Raw genomic sequence first — 22907 nt, forward strand, 5'->3', positions numbered from 1 at the left:
ATAAATCCACCCACCTATCTACTCAATTCCCCTCGTACTCCTTATAAGCTGCAGTCCAATGATATGGCTGTACATCGGACAGCTTTTTGAACGTTAATTCCTGCCCCGGCAAAGTGACTGCCACTTTCACACTAGGCCCCCAATAAAACAGCCGCTCTTGGCAGACTCCACATGGTGAAAGCACCTTGAAATCGGAAGTTTCATCGTCCCGGACGACGCATATGGAGTGAGTAACCCTTTTATTCAACTTATGTGCCTCCAAAATCGAACCCGTTTCCATGCACAATTCCGTCGATGCATTAATAACTTCTGGGGCAACACTTGTTAAAATCGTGCCATCTTCCAAGCCCATAGCGGCTGCCCCGCCCCAGCCTGTAGGATATCGTTTCTTAATCAATTCAACAGCTGCATCATATAACGCTTTTTCAAAGCCCATATACACTCCACCTATCAATTCAATATAACCTTCATAGAAAAAGGGCTAACAGATTTCATAATTGTTAGCCCTTCCATTGCCTCATACTTATTTTTCCGAAGCACGCATCAGTTTCTTAATCAACCGAATTTGCCCACGGTGATTCAATTCATCCTCAAACACATGGAACCATTTAAAATACTTATTCATAGGCTCTCCTCCCCAATAAGGGGCTGTTTCGAATAGCCATGAATCGGGCAATGTCTGGAAAGTGTCGATTGTCTTTTTACTCGTTTGCTCCAGCTCTTCAAGGTAGTATTCAATTGGATTCCCTTTAATTTGTTCCCGTGCTGCTTCGCCAAGTTCCAATGCTGGATTCAGCAGTTGGATATCCTCTTCCGTGAAATCCCGATTTTCAAATGTATCGATTTGATATGCTTTTTCAACTGACACCATATGGGCGAGCAGCATGCCGATGGAATTGGCCTCGTCGTTAATGAGGAAATCCAATTGGTCCACTGTTAGATCTTTCACTTCCGCCAATGTTGTCACCCTTGTATATTCCATCATGGTTGCCAATTTGCTAAACTCCAGACTCAAGCCATCTTTTTAATCGATTACATATAATCCTTCGCTTCCCATTGTTATTCCCCCCTGCGTGTAAATCCATCTCGATATTCGTCTAATTTGGAATCCAGCTTCTTACGCAACCCCTCAATCCATTGAGGATTATGCAAATCTTTTTCAACATCTACTGTGCGAAGCAGATCGGCAAAAGTAATCAAGTTATGGAACCTTAAAAACATTGGGATTGTATCGATTTCCTCATCTTTCACATGCATTTTACTTCTATAACCTTCAAGAAATAGTTGAAATGAACTGTTCGACAAATCAACATCCCCATTAAATAAATCTCGCAAGGCAAATGCGATATCTGCCGTGTACCAATGTTCCAAATTGCTTTCAAAATCGATCATTTGGACATTGTCGTCATCCCAAATCAGATTATCGAGTTCGAAATCAAAATGAATGATTCCATAATTGTCTTCATTTATTTCAAGGGTCATTAACAATGCCTTGATTGTTTCAAGCTCCTTACGCGCCAAGCTTTCACTTTGAGGCAAAAAACTATCCAGCTCGGCAAGTTGTTGAACATAATCATTACTCGTACTATCCATTTTCACAAACTGCTTTGAGCAATTATGAAGATGCCCTAAAGCTTCTCCCCACAAGTAAAATCGCCTATCCGATAGTTCCTCAATTTCGTAATGAACCCCCGATAGAAAGCGGAATACAACAGCCTGGAAAATACCCAAGTCATTCTTCGCTTCCTCAACCATATTGCCATTCTTCGATCGTTCAGGAATGTTTACGCTAACTCCATTTGTTGATAGAAAAGATAAAAACGAAACTTCCTCCATCAGCTTATTTCGATCACCGTTAGGAGTTATCCTTAAAATATGCTTTTCGCCGTTTCTTTCAAATACAAAAACGAAATTACTGCTTGCCCTTAAAAACTGGACTGAATCATGATCAAATCCCCATTTTTCTAACAAACCATGAACGAGGGCCTTGCTTTCATCCGACTCAAGAAAATCTCTCATAATGGACAACTTCATCATCTTTTCTCTTCCTCCTATAATTGCAAGAACAAAGATGTCAGGATAACGAGTCCATTCAACAGCCTTCTGTGGATGAAAAAAAGACTATCATCTACGATAGTCTTGGATGAAGTAAAGTCATATCTCATCACCAAAGGAAGGCACATAATTGGACATCGTGAATCTTATTGTTCTCGTATGAATTTTAAGCCGACTCATGATATCACCTTCCTTTTTACACGAATTTCCCAACTACTTAAATTCTACTAGACATTCAGACAATAGTAAATAGACTTTTACTTCTTTGTATCGTTTGACTGTTATTGTTATAATAATCAAACGACTATCACTAGGAGGATGGACATGGAGTTTGAAGTAAGCTTTAAAAATCCTGTACTTCGTGCATGGGTAATCATCATGGTGCCTTCTTTCATTCTTGCGACGCTTCTTTTATTTTTAACTAACATCCCTGGATCTTATATTTCTTTAACCTATTCAACAGGTTCTTGGGCAATTTTTGGTGCTTGGTTTCTATTTCATAAAAGAAGGAGAAAATTGACTAAAGGCTAATTCTTAATGAATCTTTTCAAAGTCCTTGAAGTTATTATTTTCTGCCCTATAACTATCTTTAGAAGAAGCTTGATAATCACTTGCATCCCAACTTCTTTTCGTGACAACTTCTAATCCAACCGACCCCATTAATAACGGAATGATATTGATCGCATTTAAATCCTTTGCAATCTCTAGAAATGTACTAAACTTATCATTAGAACGCATCCTCATACTCCTTCAATTTATGTTTCCAATACTCCCATGCCTTCAAATACTCATCTAAATCATGGGGATGCACTTTCTTACAAATGCCGATCCGGGTATATAACTGAAAAACAACTTCTTCGACTAGACGCGGCGTATCCATCTCCACCTTGTTCAATAAATCAAATGCATCTAGCAATGTCTCCATATTCAAGTCATCCGGTGAAGAACAAAACGCGTATGTAAAATCATAGATTACCGGTCCCACCATTGGATCTGGATCAATTACACCGACAAGTTGATTCTGATGAAAAACGAAGTTATGTACACCCGTATCGCCATGGAGTAAATACTTATCCGGCTGTCTTTCATACTCTGCAAGTCGTTCAACCGTCTTATTCATTAGTAAATAATCCTCATGCGGCAACAAATCCCCGATATTTTCATAAGCATATTCCAAGCTAATTCTGTTGAACTCAACCCAGTTTTGCCGAGGCGTTCCCCCTAATCGACCCCACGGAGCTTGTGAATCGTATTTTTCATAATGATTGAACAGTCTTTCAACGAGAAGCTTCATCCAATCCGCCTTATTTCCGCGATTGACATGAGTTGTTCCTTCAACATATTCATAGAGAAAAAATCTCTTTTCAGGATCAACATAATAAACGTAAGGCAAAAGCTCAATATCTTTATACGTTTTAAAGAATTGCTCGGCGGCTCCAATATTTATAGGGTGATCGTATTTTAGAATGCTAGAAGGATTGTTACTTTCTTCTACTACATACACTTGCCCATCGGTTGTTCCACTCGTCAGTTGCTTGATTTCTGCTTGGTCTCCGACGAGTCCTTTGTTTTGTAAATCAATAATTGTTTGATACATGTTACATTCCTTCCCCAAACACCTTCTGAAATTTACAATGTCCATCCGCTGTCGTTCCGGTCAGTGAATATCCATTCTTTTCGTAGTACGCACACAACTTAGAATTATGCGCTACACAATCAAGCCGAATTGTGTTTTTTATATTTTCATCTACCCAATTTATAATTTCTTTTCCAATCCCGTTTTTCATATATTGAGGCCGGACAGCCAACCGATGGAGATAGAGGACTTCAGGATTGTCTTCATTTCCCCAAACATGCTGATCCCACTCACTCTTCTGCGAGTAGAGCGTAACAGTCGCAATGATTTCATCGTCCTGACAGGCGACATAAGTATCTCCATTGATAACCGCTTCTGTTATCTCCTCATCCTCTCCGCCTTCCAATAAAAATCCCCATTGGTTGATGTTATTATTTTGCAGCCAAGCAGCAACTTCTTTTAGTAACTCAATGATTAGTGCGGCTTCCTTCTCGTCTGCCTTTCGAATTTGATAAGTATTCATTTTATCTCCCCCATTCTAATTATTCATTCGTTATGTAGACGGTAAATTCCTTTTTATAAATTGAAGGAGAAAAAGGTTCCGTTGTCGAATGTATATTCGCATGCGATTTTTGGAGGGATGAACATGGGAAATGAATCACTAGTGTTGAATAAAAAAAGTTGGGATGAGGTAGCGCCTCGGTTTTTCGGGCGGAATCCGTTGCCAGAGTACGGACCGCTTGCGCCACGGGAAGAGAATTTAAATTTACTTGGAGACGTCACTGGTGCGAAGGTGTTGGATATAGGTTGCGGTAGCGGGCATTCTTTGCAATATATGGATTCTCGAGGTGTCGAGGAACTTTGGGGAGTGGACCTTTCAAAGACACAGATCGAAACGGCAAAAGAGTTGCTGATGGACAGCAAGGCTCCAGTTCATTTATTCGAATCTCCAATGGAAGAAAATCCCGGACTGCCTCATGCATACTTTGATATTGTCTATTCTATTTATGCACTAGGTTGGACGACCGATTTACGCCAGACGCTCACTAATGTACACGACTATTTGAAACCGGGCGGTATTTTCGTTTTCAGCTGGGAGCATCCATTGCACAGCCGGGCAAGCTTGAGAGATGAAGAACTTCACTTCAATAAATCCTATCATGAAGAAGGTGCCTATAATCACGAAGCTTGGCACGCTCCTGCAATCATGCAGCAATATAAAGTGAGTACATATATCAATACATTAATCGAGTGTGGATTTGAAATTGAAAAGGTCGTCGAGGACGTTTCATTAACGGAAGAAGATCGGGAAAGACATGCAAATCGGTGGTATTCGTTTGAGAAGGCGCAGATGATCCCGACGACGTTGATTATTAAATGTAGAAAGAAACGGTAAACGATTATCTTGTAGAGAAATTAGAATAACTAAAAGGCCTGTATGTATGATTACTTTGTAATCTAAGATACAGGCCTTTTATTTCAGCTATAATTGTCCCTATATATTAATTCCATGAATTTTTAAAAAAACAATTTTGAACCTATTATGGTTTGGTAATCGTCTAATAGCAAAAAATGAAGTAGGTTGAAGGGGAGGATAGTCGATTGGATAGAAAAGAAAAAGATTTGATATTAGAAAAAGTGATGATTGAATACGGTAATGAGTTGGTACGATTGGCATTTTCTTATGTGAAAGATACGGAGAGTTCTAAGGATATCGTTCAAAATACGTTTATCAAATGCTATAAAAACTTGGAGTCGTTTCGGCATGACGCACAAATAAAAACATGGCTCTACCGTATAACTATCAATGAATGCAAAGACTACTTAAAAAGCTGGAATTACAAAATGGTACAAGTCAAAAGTTTTATAAATGAAACAGCAAAGTCAGTATTACCATCGACAGAAAGAACAGTTATCAATAAATACAAGAATGCAGAAATAAAAGATACTATCTTTTCCCTACCAAAAGTGTATCGGGAAGTTGTTTATCTCTACTACTATGAGACGTTAAAGACAGAGGAAATTGCCGGAGTTTTAGATATCCCGGTCAATACAGTGAAAACCCGATTAAGAAGAGCAAAACAAAGATTAGAGCCGATGATAAAGGAGGTAAGATTTAATGAAAGATAAACGATTAAGAGATAAGTTATATAATACATCTGTTCAAGATCTAAAATTTACGAAAGAAGACCGCAATGAAGTATTTGAACAAATTCATAGACTGGAGAAGAATGATGCACAAAAAAAGTTTCTAGTTCCTTCTTCGTTAAAACTCGCCCCCCTTACAGTTTCTTTATTAGCGCTCGGCTTGTGTGTATTTTTGTTTATTCCATCAAACCCTTCTGTAAACATTGCTAATGAAAGCAACGAAAGTACGGCAAGTAATGCAAATGCAAACGAATCAGTAGTTCAAGAAGATAAGATTGTAACCACTTTACTAACTGTGAAAGATGATGATAATAGAATCCCTATTAACCTATTACTTACGTATAGCAAAGATAAAAAAATGATGAAAGTTCTATCTATCCCTCGCGATACTTATGCTCTTATCTCGGATAATGAAAGAACTACTCCATATGATAAATTGTCACATGCTTATGTTAACAGTTCCGGTGGTGCTGAAGATGTGAGAACAACAGTCTCTACCCTATTTGATTTGCCAATTGACTATCATGCTGTTATTGACTTGGAAACCCTTTCTTCAATTGTTGATTCTGTGAATGGTATAGAGTTCGACATACAAGAAGATATTCGAGTTAGAGCTCTATCTACCGTGGCATTTGAATTCGAAAAAGGAACCCGTCGTTTAAATGGAGAAGAGATGGCGGCATTACTGATGGATGCTACAGTGGGAAGTAACTTGAGCGAAGAAGACCAATTACACCTTATGAATGCATTTATAAATCAAACAATAAATGTACTGCCACCAACACAATTAAAACAACTTATTAGAATAGAAGGAAACTTCCCGGTTGAACAATTAGTAGACGATAAAATGGAACTTCCCTCGATCCAATTGGTATCTTTAATCGATGGAATGATAAATACAAGTATAGATGAGATTTACTATATTAAATATGAGAAAGAATTTTTAAATGCAGTTTCGGAAGAGTTGACCACATTTAACTAAATAGTCAGTGGTGTTTCATTTATATAGCGGCATTATTTAATTCAATTAACAGGTGCATCTTCATAACATGGATTTGCACCTTTTTACTATTGGCGGCATATCGTTAATAGAATTCTATTCAAGTTATTGAAAGATTCAAATTCATATGTTACTATTCGAGCAAATGGGAAGTTGGCGAAAACGTCAGATTTATTTCTTACACAAGAAAGGATCATGTCGTATGAGTTTAAAACATGGGCAATATGTGGGATCAGAAAAATCTAATAACATATATTCTAAAGGTTGGGGTTATGTTGCAGCGCTAGCACTGTTGCCATATGCGATTATAAAATCGCTTTGGGCATGGGGATCGACGATAGGACTTGCTACAGAACAAGCTATACAGGATATAGCAGAGATGGGTGATTCATTAAAGCAAGGATCAGCTTTTCTTTATACGTTATACTCCAATGGAATAGACTTCACAGCTATCTTGGCGGTATTAGCCTCTTTATTTGCATTAGCATTTGTTACTTCCTGGGGAGAAAAACTGCCAAAATGGTTTTTGATCATACCAGGATGGTCAGTTGGCGTGTTGACGATTCTAATAAGCTTCTTGACAGCTCTTCAATTTTTAGGAGTGCTTCCAAAAGGATACTCTGAAGGAATGGCCATCTGGGTGTATGTTATTACATACGGTGGATTGTTCTTATGGGGAGTAACTGTGTTTTTGGCGACTCTGTCATTCCAACATCGGATGAAAAGCAAACAGCGCTTTCTCGCCTGAATTTTCGTCAATGGAAAAGGGGTTGGTGTCAATGAAGAAACGGAGTCTGTTTGTTTTTATTTTAATTGTACTACTTTTAACGGGTTGCCGGCCATCAGCTTTTGGTGGTCAAATTGTAATTGATTGGGTTGATTTTATTCATTTTGACGGAAAAGAATACAACGGAATTCATTCCGGAGTTTTAGCCGACAAAAGTTTTATCGGAGACAAGATTGGCACGGTAAAATTTAAAGTGGCAGACAATGTGAAAAATCCAAGTTATAAAATCAGAGACGGTGATGCCGCCTTCCATGAGAAGGGAACCGAGATTTTTCAAATAAAGGATCATCCGCATTTAATAGCCGTCAAGGATACTCATTCTGTAAATGGATACAGTGTTTACTTTTCAAGAGATGATAGTGATTACCAATGGCATTTTAAGGATATGCTAATAGAAAAAGTCAAGACGATCGAGATTTACCAAACTGATCCTACGACAAATAATAAATTGATTTCTAAATTGACAAAGAGCGTAAAAATTAATAGCTTTCTTCAACTATTAGTGAATAGCGAAGAGAATCCCAATTTCCAGCCAAACAGAGGAAGCGGAGATCCAATTTTTTATGAAATGATTTTTTATACTGATGAGCCAATTGCCTATAAATATTATTTGCAGTTCGATGGTGAAACTTATTATTGGAGCCCATGGGATACGTCGATCGTATCTGATGAAATCCAAATGTTTATTGAGAGAAACTGAATATGACTTTAAATAACTGGCGCAAATCAACATCGTGGATTCGCGCTTTTTTTGTGGTTGTGGGACAGGATGAACTTGACGAAAACCCTTGACATTCAGCCTTTCAATAAATCGCACATTCATTTTCACTCTGAATTTCTTTAACAGAATCAGCGATCCGCGCCAGCGTGTCAGACATCTCCACGTCAGCCGTCTCTTGATGGACGCCTAGCAAGTATTGCAAGTTGTTTTTTTCAAAAACATAAAAATGAAAATCGTGGGAATCAATGTAGAGGCCTTTGCCGCCATATTGAAGCACATACTCTCTGCCATCGAATATCAATTTATTATGAACTGGCCGAATATCAATTTTGAATACGTTTCTTCTCCGGTCTTCATTTACAAACATAATTCCAAGATTGTCATTCGCCTTGTAGCGTTTATCTTCATAAAACCTTCCGAATTGATGCGTGAATGAAATCGGTGGTGCCATTTCGGGTAACTCCACCTTGCAGTGGAAATGGTTTTCAAATTCGTTAACTGCCTCTTCAATGGATGTATATCCGAATTCTTTATATAAATCATCGAAAGAAGGTGGTGAATTTTGTTCAGCAGCATAGATTCCTTTGCTCGCAAGAAAGATTACGACGACGGCTGGTATCAAAAGATAACGTTTTTTGATCATTGTATCATTCCCTCCTCTGTTCAGATTAGGTTTGCTAAAAGGAGCAAAAGTATACAATGAACCTCTCCACTGAAATTTTCGACCAATAACTGATTTTCTTATTATAGTTGGGAAGGATAATGATGAGGTGGTTTAGTCAAATGAAAATGACAATTACATTAGTTATCGCTATTTCTTTTTTGTTTTTTCTATCTACTCAGGGATACGCGCAACCAAAAGAATGTCCTGTGTTAAGCGAATTAATGCAAACATCAATCAAGGATAGAAAAGAAGTAATTGTAGCTTTACATACGTTGATACCAAAAACTTATGGAACTGGATTAGATGATTTTCCCGACATGTATACGAAATGGAATGTTGTGACGGCCAAACCCTTTCCTAGTACTGTCGGCATTGAAAGTGAAGAAGATTACTTTGCAATGGCAAAAAACTTTTGTGGTAATGAAATTGCTGAAAAGTCATGGCTTGTACGTCTTGATTTCCCAAAAGCTCCTGGAGCTGACTTAGCTCAAGGGCAAATCTTTTTAGCTAAAAGTAAGGAAAAAGGATGGTTTGTCTGGTTTCAATACCATTAACCCACACAAAAACGCCTATGCCTAGGCGTTTTTAATATTTCCTATATTTGTAAGCCACTTCACCGCATCCAACAAGTTTTCAGCGATATAATCCGGCTCAATGTCAGACCATGAATATCTGTATTGCGTTAAAGAACCTTCGCCCCACCCAGTCAAAACTAGAATTTTTAATGCGCCGACTGTGTGAGCGGCCAACATGTCTGTCGACCCGACATCGCCGATGAAAGCCGTTTTCGAAAGATCTACACTATGTTTTTTCGCAGCTTCCCGAAGTAGACCGGGACTTGGTTTGCGGCATTCGCATCCTTCCGAGGAGCCGTGCGGACAGATGAATGCATCATCAAAACCAAATGCCATGAATTCATCGTAAAAATCTTCGATGTGCGCCTGTCCTTTACTAATTCGGTGCTGGTTTGTACAAGCGATTGTCTTAATTCCGTTATCCCTCAAAAGTTCAAGAGCTTCTTTGCTAAAAGGATAGGGTGTGAAATCATTAGGGTGAATGAAGTGTCCGGTTCCGCCTATTGTTCCATCTCGATCGATAAAAACTGCCTGCAACTTATCCACTTGGCACGCCCTTTCATATAACTTCCATCACTGCACCGTCTGCCCATAAGGAACAGTCATCAGCTCCACTTCAAGTTGTCGGCCATCCCTCATTACGGTAAGCATAATCTTTTTGTTAGGCTCTGTTTCCGAAACGATGATTTCCACATCGTCATAAGAAGCAGTTTCGAGGCTGTTAACATGAGTTATAACATCACCAACCTCAACTAATCCGTCTGCAGGAGCAGTCGGTTGGATTTCCACCACTTTAGCCCCAGGACTGCCGCTTGGATTCGTCCGATGCAAAATGCCAATCCAACTTCTCCAAAAGTGCGAGCGTAAATCTTCATTTCCTTCATAGATGCTTTTTAAATTTCTCATGAACTGATACGTGCCGAATGCCATATTATCCGCTTGCATCATTTCGAAATCGCCCGACCAGATGCCCGTATATTCAATCTCCACGACAGATCCATCATCTTGCGGCGTAATCGTCCAAATGGTAAGGTCCTTATCTTCCCCTTCAAGTGTGAGCTTCCTGTTTTCCTCAAGCTCAACGATCGCACCGACATAGCTGACACCCCATCCGTAATCGAGACTAACCGTTCCGCCAATACGGATATCCAGCTTACAATTTCGCGTTTCCCAACGATTCCGTTCTTCAGGAACCGTTAATGCCTTCCATACCTTTTCAGGAGAGGCCTTTACAAAAATCTCCCTTTTCACTGATTCAATGACTTTCTCCATCGCTTTCTCCCTCCAAATACGTTTTCAATTTCATCAACTTGCTGTCCAATATACTTCCGATTTCCTGTTGAAGCTTTTCATACTGGTTCTTGAAATTCTCCCTTTTTAAACTGTAAACTCGATACCTCCCCTCTTTCCTTTCCGCTACTAAATCTTCTTCTACTAAAATCGCAAGATGCTTTTTCAAGGCAGGCTGCGAAATGGTAAAACGCTCAACCAATTCAGACTGCGTATATTCATGCAACGACAATAAAGTTAGTATTTTTCTTCGTGTCGGATCTGCAATTGCCCGATAAATATCCGTCATGTCTATGCCTCCATGTCATATAGCCATTTGGTTATATATAGAATATAGTAAACCACACATCCAATTGTCAATAAAAATCAGACTATTGATTAAAAATCCCTTCCAAAGGCTCCCATGGATAAATTGCCGCTTCAAATTTCTCCTCAATCACCGCGGGATCATTGTCAGCAAAGTGCTTAGCCTCTTCCAAGTTATCCACTTCAAGTATGATCAATCCGCCCGTGTGATCCATAAACGGTCCGCCTGCAATCAAAATACCTTGCGCCAATGCTTTCCTCACATATTCTCTATGAGGAACAAGCCCCTGCTCCCAATGTGGTTTCCCTTCTTTCCATGCTTTACCTGTAGTGAAATGAATGACAAACTTCATACGAACCCCTCCCCTTCCTGTTTACTTCGACGTGACTTCCTCCAATACCTCCCGCGCAAAGTGGTAAAGAGACGTATGAGGCATGGCGTGCAGACGGTCGACGGTTGATCTCGCCAGCTTTTCCGCTTTGTCCGAATCGCCAAGATGGTAGTGGCAGATCGCTTCGTAGCTTGAAGAGAGTACACGCAATGCAGTGTCTATAGGACTTAGCTGCACACGTTCCGGCAGGCTGATTGGGTATTTTTTGAATAAAGACAACGCTTCTTCGTACCGTCCCACTTTCGTCAGCACCCTCGCTAACATATTGTTTGCCAAGACGATGAATTCGCCCTTATAATCTTTTGGATATTTTCCCGATGCCTCGATGTCCTGAATGAGCTGCTCAGCATCATGCAAAGCCTTTTCGTAATTCTTCTCAAAAAACTCTTCCCTGGACACTTGTGTCAGCCGAAACTCGAATAGGAGCGTTTCCTCTTTGAGCAGTTTGGCAAATAGATAGCTTTCTTCCGCATAATCACGTGCTTTATCCATCTCCATCCGGTCGTAATGCAACCATACTTTGGCATTAAGTAGCTGATAATAGTTATCCAACACCATATGAGCACGTGCAAAATCAATTGCCTGATCGAGCATTTCATGCGCCTGATGATGTTGTCCCAAAGCCTCAAAAGTAAATGCTTTAGCGGATAAAAGCTGAATATACATCGATTTCGTTTCGATGCTGTCCATCACGTTCAACTCTTCCATTCCCCTGTCGAAAAGATCAATGGACGCGTGGTAGTCCGCCCGATCGAATTTAATTTCCGCCAAGAAGATATAGCACCGGACAATCCGCCATTCCATCTGCAATGCCCGATAGCGCTCCATCGCATTCTCTATGAATGCATTCCAATCATTATCCTCGATCTCTTTATAGAGGTCGATTGCAAAAAGATAGAGATAGTACAAAATCCGGGCATAGATTTCATGCATTCTCGCTGCTTCATAGCCCGTTATGTTCTTTTTCAGAATAGGTCTGAGCAGCTGTTCTGCTTCCGCGATCGGCCGCCATCCTTCTTGCCCCCACAATTCAAGCACTCTCTTCATCAACCGCTGCAACTCTTCCCTCGGGACCTCCTCCACCAATTCGGATACATTTACGAGGGGGCGGGTCTATACGTTGAATAGCGCTATTGCAACGTTCCTCATGCCTGGGTTCGCCATTGCCGGTGGCCTTATTGCCGAATGGGGAATCTCAGTCAACCATTTATTCATCGGTGCAGGCATATGGGTGTTACTCCTCTCACTCTTTTTCTTGTTCGACCCGGATCTACGGGATGTTCAGAAAGTTTCAGGGGAAAAAGTTGATGTTGGGGATGTGGCTGTTGAGGGGGAATGAAAAGTATGAGTGCAGGAATGGATTATTACCGCTTCGATCGAGTTTATCACCGACTCTCGGCGTGTTATCACCGACTTGAACTGGTTTATCACCGACTTTCGAGGCATTATCACCGACTCTATACACTTTATCACCGACTCGACCAAAAATCGTTTGTCAGCGAGACTACCTGCGATTGTTTTGCGCAAAATCGAACCTGTTTGCCTGTCTCCTGACTAAAGGACCAGTCAATCAACAAAAAAACAATGCACACAGCCCCCGCCGTGTGCATCGCCAACTAATCTATCAACTATAAACAGGCTTATCCTGTAAGCGCAGCTTGAAATCCAAATGAGCGGTATAGTAATCCACCGCCAACCCTTTTTCCGCTCCGCCATGCTTCTCCAATTTTGTGATGAGCGTTCCGCGCACGCCATTTGCGACATCGTTGTCCAAGTATTGATTCCCTTCGAAGAATACTTGGGAAATCAACGGATCTCCATTTTGCGGCTTAAACAAGAAGTGGAGATGGGCTGGCCGGAATGGATGGGAGTCGATCCACGTCAGGAACTTGCCTGTCGGGCCATTCGTTGGAATCGAATAGTCGCCTGGCACGACCGTCTGCACTTCGAATCTTCCGTTCTCGTCTGTGAAGAGCACCGCACGCAAGTTTTCGGCTGGAATCCCTTCAGCAAAACCTGAGTACTCTCCATTCGCATCCGCCTGCCAAACGTCCACTTTCGTATTCGCCAGCGGGTTGCCGTCTACGTCGGTGACGGTGCCACTAAAGAAAAACACGTCGCCCTTTTCTTCATCGCGCATCGGCATGACGCCCGGATTTTCGATTTCCTTCGCATTTTCAAGATAGAAAGGTCCGAGGATCGTTGGCTCTGTCCCCTCTACATTTTTATACATTTCCTGAAGGGCGTGTGTTTCAAAGAACACGTCCATGAAAAGCGGTATTTCACCAGCACGTCCAAGTTCGTCCGCCCAGTTGACGAGCGCTTGATAATCATTATGATCGAGCTCATGCTCCCGTATTAATTCCTTGAATTTAACGACCAATCCATTGTAAACATCTACCACTTTTTGATTCATCTCTTCATCCTTTCATTCGTTGTTTTATTATAGATCCCTTGCGTAATGGAAGATTTTCTCCACATCCATCTCCATCCCATAGCCTGGAGAACTCGGGACTATCAATTGAAAATCTTCATAGGTAATCGCATTTGTTGTAATCGTGTCTGTGAATAAAAGCGGACCAAACAACTCCGTGCCGTACTTCATTTCAGGGATTGTCGAATAAAGATGAGCACATACGGCAGTGCCGAGTGACGATTCGATCATCGTTCCACCGTATAGCGAAATGCCCCCCGCTTCCGCAATGGCTGCCACCTTTTTCGTCGCAGTAAGACCTCCCACGTTAGCGGGCTTGATGGAAAACACATTCCCCGCCCGATGCTTCGCTACTTGATAAGCCTCTTCCAACGAACTAAGCGACTCGTCCGCCATGATCGGCACACGGAACCTCGACGTTAGGCGTGCCATCCCTTCCTTATTCCAGGCGGGCAACGGCTGTTCGATTAAATCAATGCCGCCATCCTCCAACGCTTCGATGCAATACATCGCTGTCGTCTCGTCCCATGCTTGATTGACATCGACCCGAACGCTCGCTTCGTCACCGACAGCTTCCTTGATCTTCAGAACATGGGCTACATTCCGTTTCGGATCACCCATGCCGATTTTCAGCTTAAAGATATTATGCCGTTTTGCATGCAAACTTTCCTTCGCTTCTTCAATATCCCTTCGCGTATCCCCGCTCGCGAGCGTCCATGCGACCGGCAAAGACGCATGGATCTGCCCGCCGAACAATTCGTGGACAGGAATCCCCCTGGCTTTCGCCGCAAGCTCAACGACCGCCGCTTCCACCGCCGCCTTCGCAAACATATTGCCGACGACATGCTTGTTGACACCATATGAAATCGCATCGAAATGGACTGCATTCCGCCCGATGACGAGAGGCTTTATATACTTTTCGATATTCATCTTGATCGCTTCCGGTGTTTCCGCACAATACGAAGCGCCGCCGATCGTCGCGACTTCCCCCCAGCCTTCCTGCCCACCCTCTCCTGTCACACGGACGAGAATGATCGTCTGCATGACAATCGTATGCATCGCAAGCTGGTGCGGCCGGATCGTCGGAAGGTCGACAATGAGGACATCAAGCGTTTGAATGTTCATATGCGGAATCCCCTTCCACAAAAAGCGCGTCCGTACTTTCCCGCACTTGCTCGAGCGTAGCGCCCGGCATGAGCTCAGTCATGATCAGCTGTTCATTCACGACTGTGAAAACGGCCAATTCCGTAATGATCATATCGACGCTGCGAGTTGACGTGAGCGGGAATGTGCATGATTTCATCAGCTTGCTTTTGCCGTCCTTCGTCAAATGAGAAGTCGTCACGATCACTTTCTTTGCGCCTACAAGCAAATCCATCGCGCCGCCGACTCCGATAATGTTTTTTCCCGGGATAGCCCAGTTGGCGATTCGTCCATTTTCATCAACTTGAAGGGCGCCGAGAATCGCAACATCGATATGCCCGCCGCGAATCATCCCGAACGATTCTGCACTACTGAAAAACGAAGCACCTGCCCGTTCGCCGACCGGCAATTTCCCTGCGTTCACTAAGTTCGGATCCTCTTCCTCAACATCCGTTACACCTAACAGACCGTTTTCCGTATGAAAATGGATGAGTTCATCATCGATGTACTTCGCAACGAGTGTTGGAATGCCGATACCTAAGTTCACGACGGAAGGACCGATCAATTCACGGGCGGCACGCTTTGCAATCAATTCTTGAACATTAGCGATGGACGACACCTTCCTTCGTCAGGATTTTGTGCGCAACAAGGAGCCGATCGACAAATAGATGGGGTGTGACGATTTCTTCCGGGGACAGATCACCGACCGCGACAATTTCATCCACTTCAACAATGACGAGGTCAGCGGCAGTCGCCATGACCGGATTGAAATTCCGGGCGGTCTTATAATAGATGAGATTGCCGAGCGTGTCCGCCTTATGTGCGCGGATCAGCGCCACATCCGCTTTCAATGCCTGCTCGAAAACATACGGTTCCCCATTGATTTCCCGAACCTCTTTCCCTCGCGCGAGCTCTGTCCCGACACCGGTTTTCGTATAGAAGCCCCCGATTCCGGCACCACCTGCACGCATCACTTCCGCAAGCGTCCCTTGGGGCAACAGCTGCAAGTCGATTTCCCCACGCTGATACGCTTCACCGACTTCCCGGTTGCTTGTAAAGTAGGAGCCGATCGCTTTTTGGATTTTTCGTTGACGGAGTAAGACCCCTAGCCCTTCACCCGCTTCGCCGAGGTTATTGCTTATGATTGTCAGCCCATCGACGTCTTTCCTCGTTAGGCCATCAATCAAAGTAAGCGGCGCACCGACGAGGCCAAAGCCTCCTACCATGATCGTCATCCCGCTTTTAATTGGAGATAGAGCATTTTCAACCCGTTCATAGACGATGGCCATATTAGCCGCCCCCTTCACGCAAGGAATCGCTCGCTTCGAACCATGCAGGAATTCCGGCGGTCAACAGGCAGATGAGACCAACTTCGGCCAATTCTCCTTCAGTCGCCCCATTCTTTCGAGCTTGCTCCATCCATTTCCCGGCTTCAGTTCCTTGAAGGCTCGTACTATGGATTCCAACCATTAAGAGGGATTTCATCTTCGAACTGACGACTCCTCTTACGAGAAGCAAGTCATTCCGAAGTTCCTCCGGCGCTTTTAAAATGTTCGAAACAAACCATGCATCCTCTTCATCTAGGATCGAATTGAAATAACTTAACATATGCTCATTGCAAACTCCATAAGGCATCTGGCCCACTGGCAAACCTTTCAAAGAGCATGCATACTTCACGGACTGGATGCCTGTTTGCATCGACTCGAGTCCGCCATATCTGTACGCGACAAGCAAGTATTCGACCAGCTCCGAAATGGTGGCGCCTCCATCGATGGCACCTTTCGTATGATAGATCATGCTTCGCTCGTAGCATCTTGCTGCATTGATCCCAACAAGAAGGAGGTCCTTTTCCTTACTGGTTAAAAGCCCGTCCCCCATAATGGAGCTTCGCAAGTTTGTGTAATGATCAAGCGCGTCCGGCCGATAGGTATGCATTTTTTCGACCCATCCTGGAACCGCACCATACACTTCCTTGAAATAAGTTAATCCGTCACTCATCCAACATCACCCCATCCAAGAAATCCCGGATTGCAGCCAAAATATCATCCCGTTTCTCAAAGACCATTGTGTAATGATTCGAATCCGAACGGAATGTTGACAGTTTTGATGTATACTTTTTCGTCTCTTCATAATCAACATCCATGAAGAACGGCAGAAACGGTCCAATGTCTCCGTCCGCTTGAATAAGCAATGTTTCGCAAGTGATTTTCCCCATCACTTCGATCGGGTTAAAAAAATCGAAGCTTGCAAAGTCCTCTTCGATGTTTTCATAAGCAGACTTGTGCATCCATCCGTTGCCCGTCCCATGGATTTCGTATTCCACAATTTCCTGGACTGCATCGGTCCATTTGATACCGAGCCGTTTATACAACTGCTTCAGCTCTTCGACATATGCCCGCTTCGATTCATACGTCTTGCGGAGCCTTCCAAGCGATGGCCTGACAATATCATGTTGGCGTCCTGACATCCGTGCTGCGCCATCCAGCAAGATGAGTCCTTTTACGGTCGGCATTTCGCTTGCCACAATTGCAGAGACAAATGCTCCCATTGAATGGCCAAGCAAAATCGGGTTTTTTATTCCCAAAACGCCGATCAATTTTTCAACGTCTTCAGCGTGGGAGAAGATGGAGGGGACGTCATCCATCCCCGAACTATCTCCTCTTCCCCTTAGATCGCATGCGATGAACCGATAGTCTCCACGTAGGCTTTGTGCGTAATGAAGCATGTTCTTATGGGTTCCGGTCAATCCGTGAAGCGCGATGATCGTCCCCTTTTCGCCTGGATAATCGACGATTTGTAGATGGCGCCCTTCTAGTTCTACTTTGTACATTTTCTTTGTCATTTCTTTAAATAGCTCACATCATCCGGATTAATCCATGTATCATTCGTCCAGCCGTTCAAATCGTAGTCGCTCATGCATTCCTCAACGAACTTCTCGAACTTGTCTGCCTGCCCGCTCATATTGGCGACGACAAGGCTTTCCAGTCTGATATTTTCGTGGTTGCCGGAGTAATTGCGCTCATATAGTTCGTGCCTGCCGCCATATTCCGTTCCGATCGCATCCCACAGCAATTTGATGAGTTTGATTTTCTCCTCGGCTCCTACGCCATATGAACCGCGGTACAGTTTTTCCAACAATGGACGGAGCTCTGGATTTTGGAAGTCTTTTGAACTTGATGGCTGTGCAATCAGGCTGCCTGCGACAACATTTTCGATGATTTCCTTCACCCGTGGCCACCCTTCGGACATGAACATCCGGTATGCAAGCCCGTAATTCAAATTCGGCAGCTTCGTCCCGTTTCGCCCTTCATCCGGGTTCAACGCCATCGCATCGCTCAATGCCCAGAACATGTTTTTCCAAGCAATCACTTCGCCGACGTTTACTTGGACGCCGCGGAATTGGTCGGAACCGTTCATCTTGACAGCTTTCAGCAATAAACCTGACATGAAATCAAGTTTAACAGCGAGCCTCGTTACACCATGGAATGTAAATCTATGCAGGAATCCGCTATCCGCGAAAAAACTGTTCACTTTCTCTACATCTTTATAAATGATGATGTTTTCCCAAGGGATGAGCGCGTTGTCGAAAATGAGGACCGAGTCGTTTTCATCGAACCTGCTGCTCAATGGGTAGTCAAACGGACTTCCCATGACTGCTGCATTCATTTCATACGATGCACGGCTCACAAGCTTTACGCCAGGCGTATCCATCGCCGCCACGAAGACGAGTGCAAACTCCTCTTTTGTGATCGGGGCAGCGCCGTAATGGGCGACGAAATTGTAGTTCGTCAATGCAGATCCGGTCGCGACCATTTTCGCTCCGCTGACGATGACCCCTTGCTCCGTCTCCCCTACCGCCCGGACAAAAATATCGGACACCGCCTCAAGCGGCTTATGCCTGTCCACCGGCGGATTGATGATCGCGTGGTTGAAATACCAATTCCGCTCCTGTGCTTCTTTGTACCATCGGCGTGCATTGTCCGCATACTTCCCGTAGTAATCCGGATCTGCACCGAGCGTCGCTAGAAATGCCGCCTTGTAATCCGGCGACCTTCCCATCTGCCCGTACGTCAGGCGCGCCCATTGCGCAATCGCGTCGCGCGACTCCAACAAGTCCTGCGTACTCTTGTCCACACGGAAATATTTCTGTGTGAAGCCGCCATTCCCCGTATCCGTCTCGACTGTCAGTACTTCTTTCGTCTTTTCGTCATGCAGCGCATCGTACAGCCTCGCAATCGACCTCGCAGCGTTCCGGAAAGCCGGATGCGTCGTCACATCCTTTACCCTCTCGCCATTCAGCCATATTTCCCGGCCATCTTTCAAGCTTTCCAAATACTCCTTGCCGGTCAATGGTAATACCGTCTTCTTTTCCTGTTCAACTGGCATGTATTCACTCCTTCTTGTCCCATTACACCTATACGTATGCCTATCTCATGGGAAAAATGCCGATGTGAATGAAAAGAATATAGTTCCCCTGCCTCAGCGAAAAAAAAATGGCTCGCTTCCCGGCAGTATCTTTTGCCGACAAACAAGCCTTCCACTTTATTGTTGAGGTGCCACTTTCGTGAACTTCCCGCTGTAAAAGGCAAGCGGATTTCCATCCTCATAATCAAATCGCACAACCTTCCCAACAAATAAAACATGATCGCCACCGTCATACTCCGCCCATGGCTCACATTCCAAATATGCGAGCGAACCTTGGATCTGCATGCCATCCCATTCGAACGGTTCGGGAGTTTGTGGCCTGCCTGCAAAATGCAATGCCGTATTTTGCTGGTTCTCCCGTAGAATATTGATTGTGAAACGATTGTTTTTTAAATACGGCAACGCTTTCGTCCGTCGATCCACCGACACAAGCACAAGCGGCGGATCAAGCGAAACCGACGTGAAGGAATTCGCTGTCAACCCATGCTTCCCTTGATCATGCGTACATGTCACGACGGTCACTCCTGTCGCAAACCGTCCAAAGCAATTGCGCAGCTCCCGTATATCTATCAACGATTCTCCCATCTGTTCATCTCCTTTCCAGTTGTTTTTATAATAATCATTTTCACAAATGGACAACTCTTGCATTTACTATATGCATAGGAATGCACGGCATATGCTGAACGGGGTTATCACCGACTCTCGGGAGTTTATCACCGACTCTTAGCACTTTATCACCGACTCAGGCGAGGTTATCACCGACTCTCGGCACTTTATCACCGACCCATGCAAAAACGCCGATTCCCCGAAAGGAATCAGCGCTTTCATTACACTAATATCATCCAAAGAATCATCGTAACGACAATCGTAGTTACGCCTTGCAGCAAAGTAGCCATCGTTTGCGCTTTGTAGGCGTCCGTCACTTTCATTCCGCTGAACTCCGTGACGACCCAAAAGAAGCTGTCGTTCACGTGACTTACTGTCATTGCGCCTGCGCCAACTGCCATAACGACAAGAGCAAATGGAACTGCTCCTTCAATCCCCATCGCCGGAAGCAACGGAGCAACTAAAGTAGAAGTGATGACCAAGGCAGCAGTTGACGAACCTTGTGCTGTTTTTAACGCCGCCGCGATGATGAATGGAACGAGTAGGAAGAATGCACCACCTGCCAATGCATCGAAGTTCATCCCACCGATTAAATCAGCGACACCCGAATTCGAAATGACTTTCCCGAATGCGCCGCCCGCACCTGTGATAAGCAAAATCGGAGCCGCTTCCTTCAAACCTTCCCCGATCCACTTCGTCAATGTCTCTTCATTCCATTTCGGCAACAGTAGGAATGCTGCCAAGACTCCAAATAACAGTGCTACTGAAGGTGCCCCTAGAAATTGAAGGAAGTTGTTAAAACCGCCTTCTTCCATCGTCAACTTCGCGACAGACCCAACTCCGATCAGAACGATAGGCAAAACAATCGGCAGGAATGCTTTGAACGTCGACGGCATTTGGCCGAATGACTTGACGATTTCATCATAGTCTAAACCGTTATCCTCTACATCTTCCGGAACCGAAATTTTCGATCCGACCTTCACTGCCCATAAATAACCGACAACGACCGCCGGGATGGCAACGAAAAGGCCAATTAAAATTATAGTACCCAAATAGCCTTCCGCGCCGATATTACCAGCGGCAGCAATCGGCCCAGGTGTCGGCGGTACCAATGTATGCGTTGCATAGAGCCCCGTCGCGAGCGCAACAGCCATTGATGCAATTGCAACTTTCGCCCGTTTCGCCAATGCTTTCTTTAAGCTGGATAAAATAATAAAACCTGAATCACAGAAAACCGGAATCGAAACGATATATCCGATAACGGACATCGCCAATTGCGGGCGCTTCTCCCCGATCAAGCGCAGCACGACTTCCGCCATCCTGAACGCGGCGCCCGATTTCTCTAAAATAACGCCGATGATCGTACCCGCAACAATGACAAGTCCGATTCCCTTCATCAATCCTCCGAAGCCCTCGTTCACATTTTCAACGACCGTCAACAGCGGCATGCCTGTTGTAATTCCGACAAAAAATGCACCAGCTAATAATGATAAAAACGGATGAACCTTAAAAACAGCTGTCAGTACTACAATAAGGACAACACTTAACACAATCATTGTAATTAACATTCCCTACACCCCTTTTTCAGTAATGAACTCCATTACCTTTTTTGTTTTTCTTCGCAAATGGTCGTAAGCATTCGCAATGGCGTCTTCCACAGTCATACTCTCATCCATGATCGCATGGACCTCAGTGAACAACGGCGTCAATACATCGCGGCTTTCTTCATCCACAGCCCCTGAAATAAGAATGACAGGCTTTCCTTCACGGTGCGCCACTTTTGCAATGCCAAACGGTGTTTTTCCGGAAAGTGTCTGCAAATCGGTTTTCCCTTCGCCGGTAATAATCATATCCGCATCTTTCACGTGGTGCTCAAAATCGATCGCTTCGAGTACAACATCGATTCCTTGCCGCATTTCACAATTGAAGAACGCTTGGAACGCGCCTCCTGCTCCTCCGGCAGCACCTGCTCCTTCCTTTGTATGAAGGACAATTCCCGTTTCTTTTTCAATCGCGTCCGCAAATTTCCGCAAATTCCGGTCAAGTTCGTCCACGTCCGTCGGAGAGGCCCCCTTCTGCGGTCCAAAAACAGCAGATGCACCTTCACTACCGACAAATGGATTTTTCACATCACTCGCAATTAAAAATTTACTTTCCGCAATCCGTTCATCCCAGTTCTCATTGTCTATTGAGCAAATATGCTTGAGTCCGCTTCCCCCTTTCGGCAGTTCAATTCCTTCTTTATTCAACAAACGCATGCCAAGCGCCTGGAGGATTCCTGCCCCTCCATCATTCGTCGCGCTGCCTCCTAGGCCGATGATGAATTTTCGATAGCCGTTGTCCAATGCATGGCCGATCAATTCACCGGTTCCGTAAGTTGATGCGATTAGCGGATTCTTTTCATTTTCTTGCAGTCTCATAAGTCCAGAAGCCTCGGCAATTTCAATCGCGCACGTCACGCCGTCACCAAGAATGCCATATGTCGCGGGAACTGGTCTGCCGAGGGGGTCTTCCACAGTTACAGACACGTATGTCCCTTTTGTCGCATCGACCAAACTCCTCATCGTGCCTTCTCCTCCATCAGCTGCCGGCAATAGTACCGTTCTTATGTCCTGATCGACATCATGTATACCTGCAGCCATCGCCTCGGCTGCCTCAATAGCCGTTAAACTTCCTTTGAATGAATCAGGTGCTACAATCACCTTCATGCAAAGCACCTCCTACAAATTAATAAAACGCTTTCATTTAATTATATGTTTTGAAAACAAAAATACATTATACTTGG

General features: G+C 44.0%; 30 protein-coding genes. 8 read left to right on the forward strand and 22 right to left on the reverse strand.

Annotated elements, in window-relative coordinates; all coding sequences use genetic code 11:
* Positions 1 to 22 precede the first annotated feature (22 nt).
* From ACR65H_RS02215 to ACR65H_RS02225, 3 genes are all read right to left on the reverse strand, one after another.
* A complete protein-coding gene (locus ACR65H_RS02215) occupies positions 23 to 436 on the reverse strand; it encodes a cytidine deaminase (protein WP_440498424.1) in 414 nt (137 codons plus the stop codon).
* An 87-nt stretch (positions 437 to 523) separates the two neighbouring features.
* Positions 524 to 985, reverse strand: a complete 462-nt coding sequence (locus ACR65H_RS02220; protein ID WP_440498586.1) for a DinB family protein — start codon at positions 983 to 985, stop codon at positions 524 to 526.
* 74 nt (positions 986 to 1059) lie between these two features.
* A complete protein-coding gene (locus tag ACR65H_RS02225; RefSeq protein WP_440498425.1) occupies positions 1060 to 2037 on the reverse strand; it encodes a phosphotransferase enzyme family protein in 978 nt (325 codons plus the stop codon).
* A 342-nt stretch (positions 2038 to 2379) separates the two neighbouring features.
* On the opposite strand from ACR65H_RS02225, the gene ACR65H_RS02230 reads away from it, so the two are divergent.
* Positions 2380 to 2586: a hypothetical protein gene (locus tag ACR65H_RS02230; protein WP_440498426.1), complete on the forward strand. Its 207-nt coding sequence runs from the start codon at positions 2380 to 2382 to the stop codon at positions 2584 to 2586.
* A gap of 3 nt (positions 2587 to 2589) precedes the next feature.
* On the opposite strand, the gene ACR65H_RS02235 is transcribed toward ACR65H_RS02230, so the two are convergent.
* Genes ACR65H_RS02235 through ACR65H_RS02245 form a run of 3 tightly spaced genes read right to left on the reverse strand, consistent with a single transcriptional unit; the run spans position 2590 to position 4154 of the window.
* Positions 2590 to 2793, reverse strand: coding sequence for a hypothetical protein (locus tag ACR65H_RS02235; protein ID WP_440498427.1), 204 nt, complete (start codon positions 2791 to 2793; stop codon positions 2590 to 2592).
* Positions 2783 to 3652, reverse strand: coding sequence for a phosphotransferase (locus ACR65H_RS02240; protein ID WP_440498428.1), 870 nt, complete (start codon positions 3650 to 3652; stop codon positions 2783 to 2785). Before ACR65H_RS02240 ends, ACR65H_RS02235 begins: the two co-directional genes overlap by 11 nt.
* 1 nt (position 3653) lies before the next feature.
* Positions 3654 to 4154: a GNAT family N-acetyltransferase gene (locus ACR65H_RS02245; protein WP_440498429.1), complete on the reverse strand. Its 501-nt coding sequence runs from the start codon at positions 4152 to 4154 to the stop codon at positions 3654 to 3656.
* A 123-nt stretch (positions 4155 to 4277) separates the two neighbouring features.
* Here ACR65H_RS02245 and ACR65H_RS02250 point away from each other — a divergent pair, with 123 nt between their 5' ends.
* The 5 genes from ACR65H_RS02250 (at position 4278) to ACR65H_RS02270 (ending at position 8266) form a co-directional block, all read left to right on the forward strand.
* The gene (locus ACR65H_RS02250) at positions 4278 to 5027 is read left to right on the forward strand and encodes a class I SAM-dependent methyltransferase (protein WP_440498430.1); all 750 of its coding nucleotides are present in this window, start codon (positions 4278 to 4280) and stop codon (positions 5025 to 5027) included.
* A 206-nt stretch (positions 5028 to 5233) separates the two neighbouring features.
* A complete protein-coding gene (locus ACR65H_RS02255) occupies positions 5234 to 5761 on the forward strand; it encodes a sigma-70 family RNA polymerase sigma factor (RefSeq protein ID WP_440498431.1) in 528 nt (175 codons plus the stop codon).
* Positions 5751 to 6761, forward strand: coding sequence for an LCP family protein (locus ACR65H_RS02260; RefSeq protein WP_440498432.1), 1011 nt, complete (start codon positions 5751 to 5753; stop codon positions 6759 to 6761). Before ACR65H_RS02255 ends, ACR65H_RS02260 begins: the two co-directional genes overlap by 11 nt.
* 220 nt (positions 6762 to 6981) lie before the next feature.
* A complete protein-coding gene (locus ACR65H_RS02265; protein WP_440498433.1) occupies positions 6982 to 7527 on the forward strand; it encodes a hypothetical protein in 546 nt (181 codons plus the stop codon).
* Positions 7528 to 7558: 31 nt separating this feature from the next.
* The gene (locus ACR65H_RS02270) at positions 7559 to 8266 is read left to right on the forward strand and encodes a hypothetical protein (protein ID WP_440498434.1); all 708 of its coding nucleotides are present in this window, start codon (positions 7559 to 7561) and stop codon (positions 8264 to 8266) included.
* A gap of 103 nt (positions 8267 to 8369) precedes the next feature.
* Here ACR65H_RS02270 and ACR65H_RS02275 read toward each other — a convergent pair whose 3' ends face one another.
* A complete protein-coding gene (locus ACR65H_RS02275) occupies positions 8370 to 8930 on the reverse strand; it encodes a carbon monoxide dehydrogenase (RefSeq protein WP_440498435.1) in 561 nt (186 codons plus the stop codon).
* Between the two features lie 140 nt (positions 8931 to 9070).
* On the opposite strand from ACR65H_RS02275, the gene ACR65H_RS02280 reads away from it, so the two are divergent.
* Positions 9071 to 9505 (forward strand): hypothetical protein, encoded by a 435-nt coding sequence (locus ACR65H_RS02280; RefSeq protein ID WP_440498436.1) that lies wholly within the window; start codon positions 9071 to 9073, stop codon positions 9503 to 9505.
* A 21-nt stretch (positions 9506 to 9526) separates the two neighbouring features.
* On the opposite strand, the gene ACR65H_RS02285 is transcribed toward ACR65H_RS02280, so the two are convergent.
* The 5 genes from ACR65H_RS02285 to ACR65H_RS02305 form a co-directional block, all read right to left on the reverse strand.
* Complete coding sequence (locus tag ACR65H_RS02285; RefSeq protein ID WP_440498437.1) at positions 9527 to 10072, reverse strand: HAD-IIIA family hydrolase; 546 nt, start codon at positions 10070 to 10072, stop codon at positions 9527 to 9529.
* 27 nt (positions 10073 to 10099) lie between these two features.
* On the reverse strand, positions 10100 to 10798 hold the full coding sequence (locus ACR65H_RS02290; protein ID WP_440498438.1) for an SRPBCC family protein: 699 nt from the start codon (positions 10796 to 10798) through the stop codon (positions 10100 to 10102).
* Positions 10782 to 11105 (reverse strand): ArsR/SmtB family transcription factor, encoded by a 324-nt coding sequence (locus ACR65H_RS02295; RefSeq protein ID WP_440498439.1) that lies wholly within the window; start codon positions 11103 to 11105, stop codon positions 10782 to 10784. The genes ACR65H_RS02290 and ACR65H_RS02295 overlap by 17 nt, the downstream gene beginning before the upstream one ends.
* 82 nt (positions 11106 to 11187) lie before the next feature.
* Positions 11188 to 11475 carry a YciI family protein gene (locus tag ACR65H_RS02300; RefSeq protein WP_440498440.1) on the reverse strand — a complete coding sequence of 96 codons (288 nt, stop codon included), beginning with the start codon at positions 11473 to 11475 and terminating at the stop codon, positions 11188 to 11190.
* A 21-nt stretch (positions 11476 to 11496) separates the two neighbouring features.
* Positions 11497 to 12564, reverse strand: coding sequence for a tetratricopeptide repeat protein (locus ACR65H_RS02305; RefSeq protein ID WP_440498441.1), 1068 nt, complete (start codon positions 12562 to 12564; stop codon positions 11497 to 11499).
* Positions 12565 to 12634: 70 nt separating this feature from the next.
* On the opposite strand from ACR65H_RS02305, the gene ACR65H_RS02310 reads away from it, so the two are divergent.
* On the forward strand, positions 12635 to 12853 hold the full coding sequence (locus tag ACR65H_RS02310) for a hypothetical protein (RefSeq protein ID WP_440498442.1): 219 nt from the start codon (positions 12635 to 12637) through the stop codon (positions 12851 to 12853).
* Positions 12854 to 13138: 285 nt separating this feature from the next.
* Here ACR65H_RS02310 and ACR65H_RS02315 read toward each other — a convergent pair whose 3' ends face one another.
* The 10 genes from ACR65H_RS02315 to ACR65H_RS02360 form a co-directional block, all read right to left on the reverse strand.
* Entirely contained in the window at positions 13139 to 13930 is a 792-nt protein-coding gene (locus tag ACR65H_RS02315; RefSeq protein WP_440498443.1) for a dioxygenase family protein, read from the reverse strand.
* 27 nt (positions 13931 to 13957) lie between these two features.
* Entirely contained in the window at positions 13958 to 15073 is a 1116-nt protein-coding gene (locus ACR65H_RS02320; RefSeq protein ID WP_440498444.1) for a muconate/chloromuconate family cycloisomerase, read from the reverse strand.
* The gene (locus ACR65H_RS02325; protein WP_440498445.1) at positions 15054 to 15710 is read right to left on the reverse strand and encodes a 3-oxoacid CoA-transferase subunit B; all 657 of its coding nucleotides are present in this window, start codon (positions 15708 to 15710) and stop codon (positions 15054 to 15056) included. The genes ACR65H_RS02320 and ACR65H_RS02325 overlap by 20 nt, the downstream gene beginning before the upstream one ends.
* Complete coding sequence (locus ACR65H_RS02330; RefSeq protein WP_440498446.1) at positions 15694 to 16380, reverse strand: CoA transferase subunit A; 687 nt, start codon at positions 16378 to 16380, stop codon at positions 15694 to 15696. Before ACR65H_RS02330 ends, ACR65H_RS02325 begins: the two co-directional genes overlap by 17 nt.
* 1 nt (position 16381) lies before the next feature.
* Entirely contained in the window at positions 16382 to 17089 is a 708-nt protein-coding gene (locus ACR65H_RS02335) for a carboxymuconolactone decarboxylase family protein (protein ID WP_440498447.1), read from the reverse strand.
* A complete protein-coding gene (locus ACR65H_RS02340; protein ID WP_440498448.1) occupies positions 17082 to 17933 on the reverse strand; it encodes an alpha/beta fold hydrolase in 852 nt (283 codons plus the stop codon). Before ACR65H_RS02340 ends, ACR65H_RS02335 begins: the two co-directional genes overlap by 8 nt.
* On the reverse strand, positions 17930 to 19477 hold the full coding sequence (locus ACR65H_RS02345; RefSeq protein WP_440498449.1) for a 4-hydroxyphenylacetate 3-hydroxylase family protein: 1548 nt from the start codon (positions 19475 to 19477) through the stop codon (positions 17930 to 17932). The genes ACR65H_RS02340 and ACR65H_RS02345 overlap by 4 nt, the downstream gene beginning before the upstream one ends.
* A gap of 156 nt (positions 19478 to 19633) precedes the next feature.
* Positions 19634 to 20101: a flavin reductase family protein gene (locus tag ACR65H_RS02350; protein WP_440498450.1), complete on the reverse strand. Its 468-nt coding sequence runs from the start codon at positions 20099 to 20101 to the stop codon at positions 19634 to 19636.
* A 242-nt stretch (positions 20102 to 20343) separates the two neighbouring features.
* A complete protein-coding gene (locus ACR65H_RS02355) occupies positions 20344 to 21690 on the reverse strand; it encodes a GntP family permease (protein WP_440498451.1) in 1347 nt (448 codons plus the stop codon).
* Positions 21691 to 21693: 3 nt separating this feature from the next.
* Positions 21694 to 22830, reverse strand: coding sequence for a glycerate kinase (locus ACR65H_RS02360; protein ID WP_440498452.1), 1137 nt, complete (start codon positions 22828 to 22830; stop codon positions 21694 to 21696).
* Positions 22831 to 22907 lie beyond the last annotated feature (77 nt).

It is taken from the genome of Sporosarcina sp. SAFN-015 (assembly GCF_059415085.1).

What these genes read in the sequence shown, in the direction of transcription:
- ACR65H_RS02335 (WP_440498447.1), bottom strand. Translation starts at nt 17,089, where the DNA reads ATGAGTGACGGATTAACTTATTTCAAGGAAGTGTATGGTGCGGTTCCA.
- ACR65H_RS02260 (WP_440498432.1), top strand. Translation starts at nt 5,751, where the DNA reads ATGAAAGATAAACGATTAAGAGATAAGTTATATAATACATCTGTTCAA.
- ACR65H_RS02270 (WP_440498434.1), top strand. Translation starts at nt 7,559, where the DNA reads ATGAAGAAACGGAGTCTGTTTGTTTTTATTTTAATTGTACTACTTTTA.
- ACR65H_RS02225 (WP_440498425.1), bottom strand. Translation starts at nt 2,037, where the DNA reads ATGATGAAGTTGTCCATTATGAGAGATTTTCTTGAGTCGGATGAAAGC.
- ACR65H_RS02320 (WP_440498444.1), bottom strand. Translation starts at nt 15,073, where the DNA reads ATGAACATTCAAACGCTTGATGTCCTCATTGTCGACCTTCCGACGATC.
- ACR65H_RS02315 (WP_440498443.1), bottom strand. Translation starts at nt 13,930, where the DNA reads ATGAATCAAAAAGTGGTAGATGTTTACAATGGATTGGTCGTTAAATTC.
- ACR65H_RS02215 (WP_440498424.1), bottom strand. Translation starts at nt 436, where the DNA reads ATGGGCTTTGAAAAAGCGTTATATGATGCAGCTGTTGAATTGATTAAG.
- ACR65H_RS02235 (WP_440498427.1), bottom strand. Translation starts at nt 2,793, where the DNA reads ATGCGTTCTAATGATAAGTTTAGTACATTTCTAGAGATTGCAAAGGAT.
- ACR65H_RS02265 (WP_440498433.1), top strand. Translation starts at nt 6,982, where the DNA reads ATGAGTTTAAAACATGGGCAATATGTGGGATCAGAAAAATCTAATAAC.
- ACR65H_RS02295 (WP_440498439.1), bottom strand. Translation starts at nt 11,105, where the DNA reads ATGACGGATATTTATCGGGCAATTGCAGATCCGACACGAAGAAAAATA.
- ACR65H_RS02340 (WP_440498448.1), bottom strand. Translation starts at nt 17,933, where the DNA reads ATGACAAAGAAAATGTACAAAGTAGAACTAGAAGGGCGCCATCTACAA.
- ACR65H_RS02250 (WP_440498430.1), top strand. Translation starts at nt 4,278, where the DNA reads ATGGGAAATGAATCACTAGTGTTGAATAAAAAAAGTTGGGATGAGGTA.
- ACR65H_RS02220 (WP_440498586.1), bottom strand. Translation starts at nt 985, where the DNA reads ATGATGGAATATACAAGGGTGACAACATTGGCGGAAGTGAAAGATCTA.
- ACR65H_RS02230 (WP_440498426.1), top strand. Translation starts at nt 2,380, where the DNA reads ATGGAGTTTGAAGTAAGCTTTAAAAATCCTGTACTTCGTGCATGGGTA.
- ACR65H_RS02300 (WP_440498440.1), bottom strand. Translation starts at nt 11,475, where the DNA reads ATGAAGTTTGTCATTCATTTCACTACAGGTAAAGCATGGAAAGAAGGG.
- ACR65H_RS02275 (WP_440498435.1), bottom strand. Translation starts at nt 8,930, where the DNA reads ATGATCAAAAAACGTTATCTTTTGATACCAGCCGTCGTCGTAATCTTT.
- ACR65H_RS02240 (WP_440498428.1), bottom strand. Translation starts at nt 3,652, where the DNA reads ATGTATCAAACAATTATTGATTTACAAAACAAAGGACTCGTCGGAGAC.
- ACR65H_RS02355 (WP_440498451.1), bottom strand. Translation starts at nt 21,690, where the DNA reads ATGTTAATTACAATGATTGTGTTAAGTGTTGTCCTTATTGTAGTACTG.
- ACR65H_RS02360 (WP_440498452.1), bottom strand. Translation starts at nt 22,830, where the DNA reads ATGAAGGTGATTGTAGCACCTGATTCATTCAAAGGAAGTTTAACGGCT.
- ACR65H_RS02345 (WP_440498449.1), bottom strand. Translation starts at nt 19,477, where the DNA reads ATGCCAGTTGAACAGGAAAAGAAGACGGTATTACCATTGACCGGCAAG.
- ACR65H_RS02290 (WP_440498438.1), bottom strand. Translation starts at nt 10,798, where the DNA reads ATGGAGAAAGTCATTGAATCAGTGAAAAGGGAGATTTTTGTAAAGGCC.
- ACR65H_RS02350 (WP_440498450.1), bottom strand. Translation starts at nt 20,101, where the DNA reads ATGGGAGAATCGTTGATAGATATACGGGAGCTGCGCAATTGCTTTGGA.
- ACR65H_RS02245 (WP_440498429.1), bottom strand. Translation starts at nt 4,154, where the DNA reads ATGAATACTTATCAAATTCGAAAGGCAGACGAGAAGGAAGCCGCACTA.
- ACR65H_RS02330 (WP_440498446.1), bottom strand. Translation starts at nt 16,380, where the DNA reads ATGGCCATCGTCTATGAACGGGTTGAAAATGCTCTATCTCCAATTAAA.
- ACR65H_RS02280 (WP_440498436.1), top strand. Translation starts at nt 9,071, where the DNA reads ATGAAAATGACAATTACATTAGTTATCGCTATTTCTTTTTTGTTTTTT.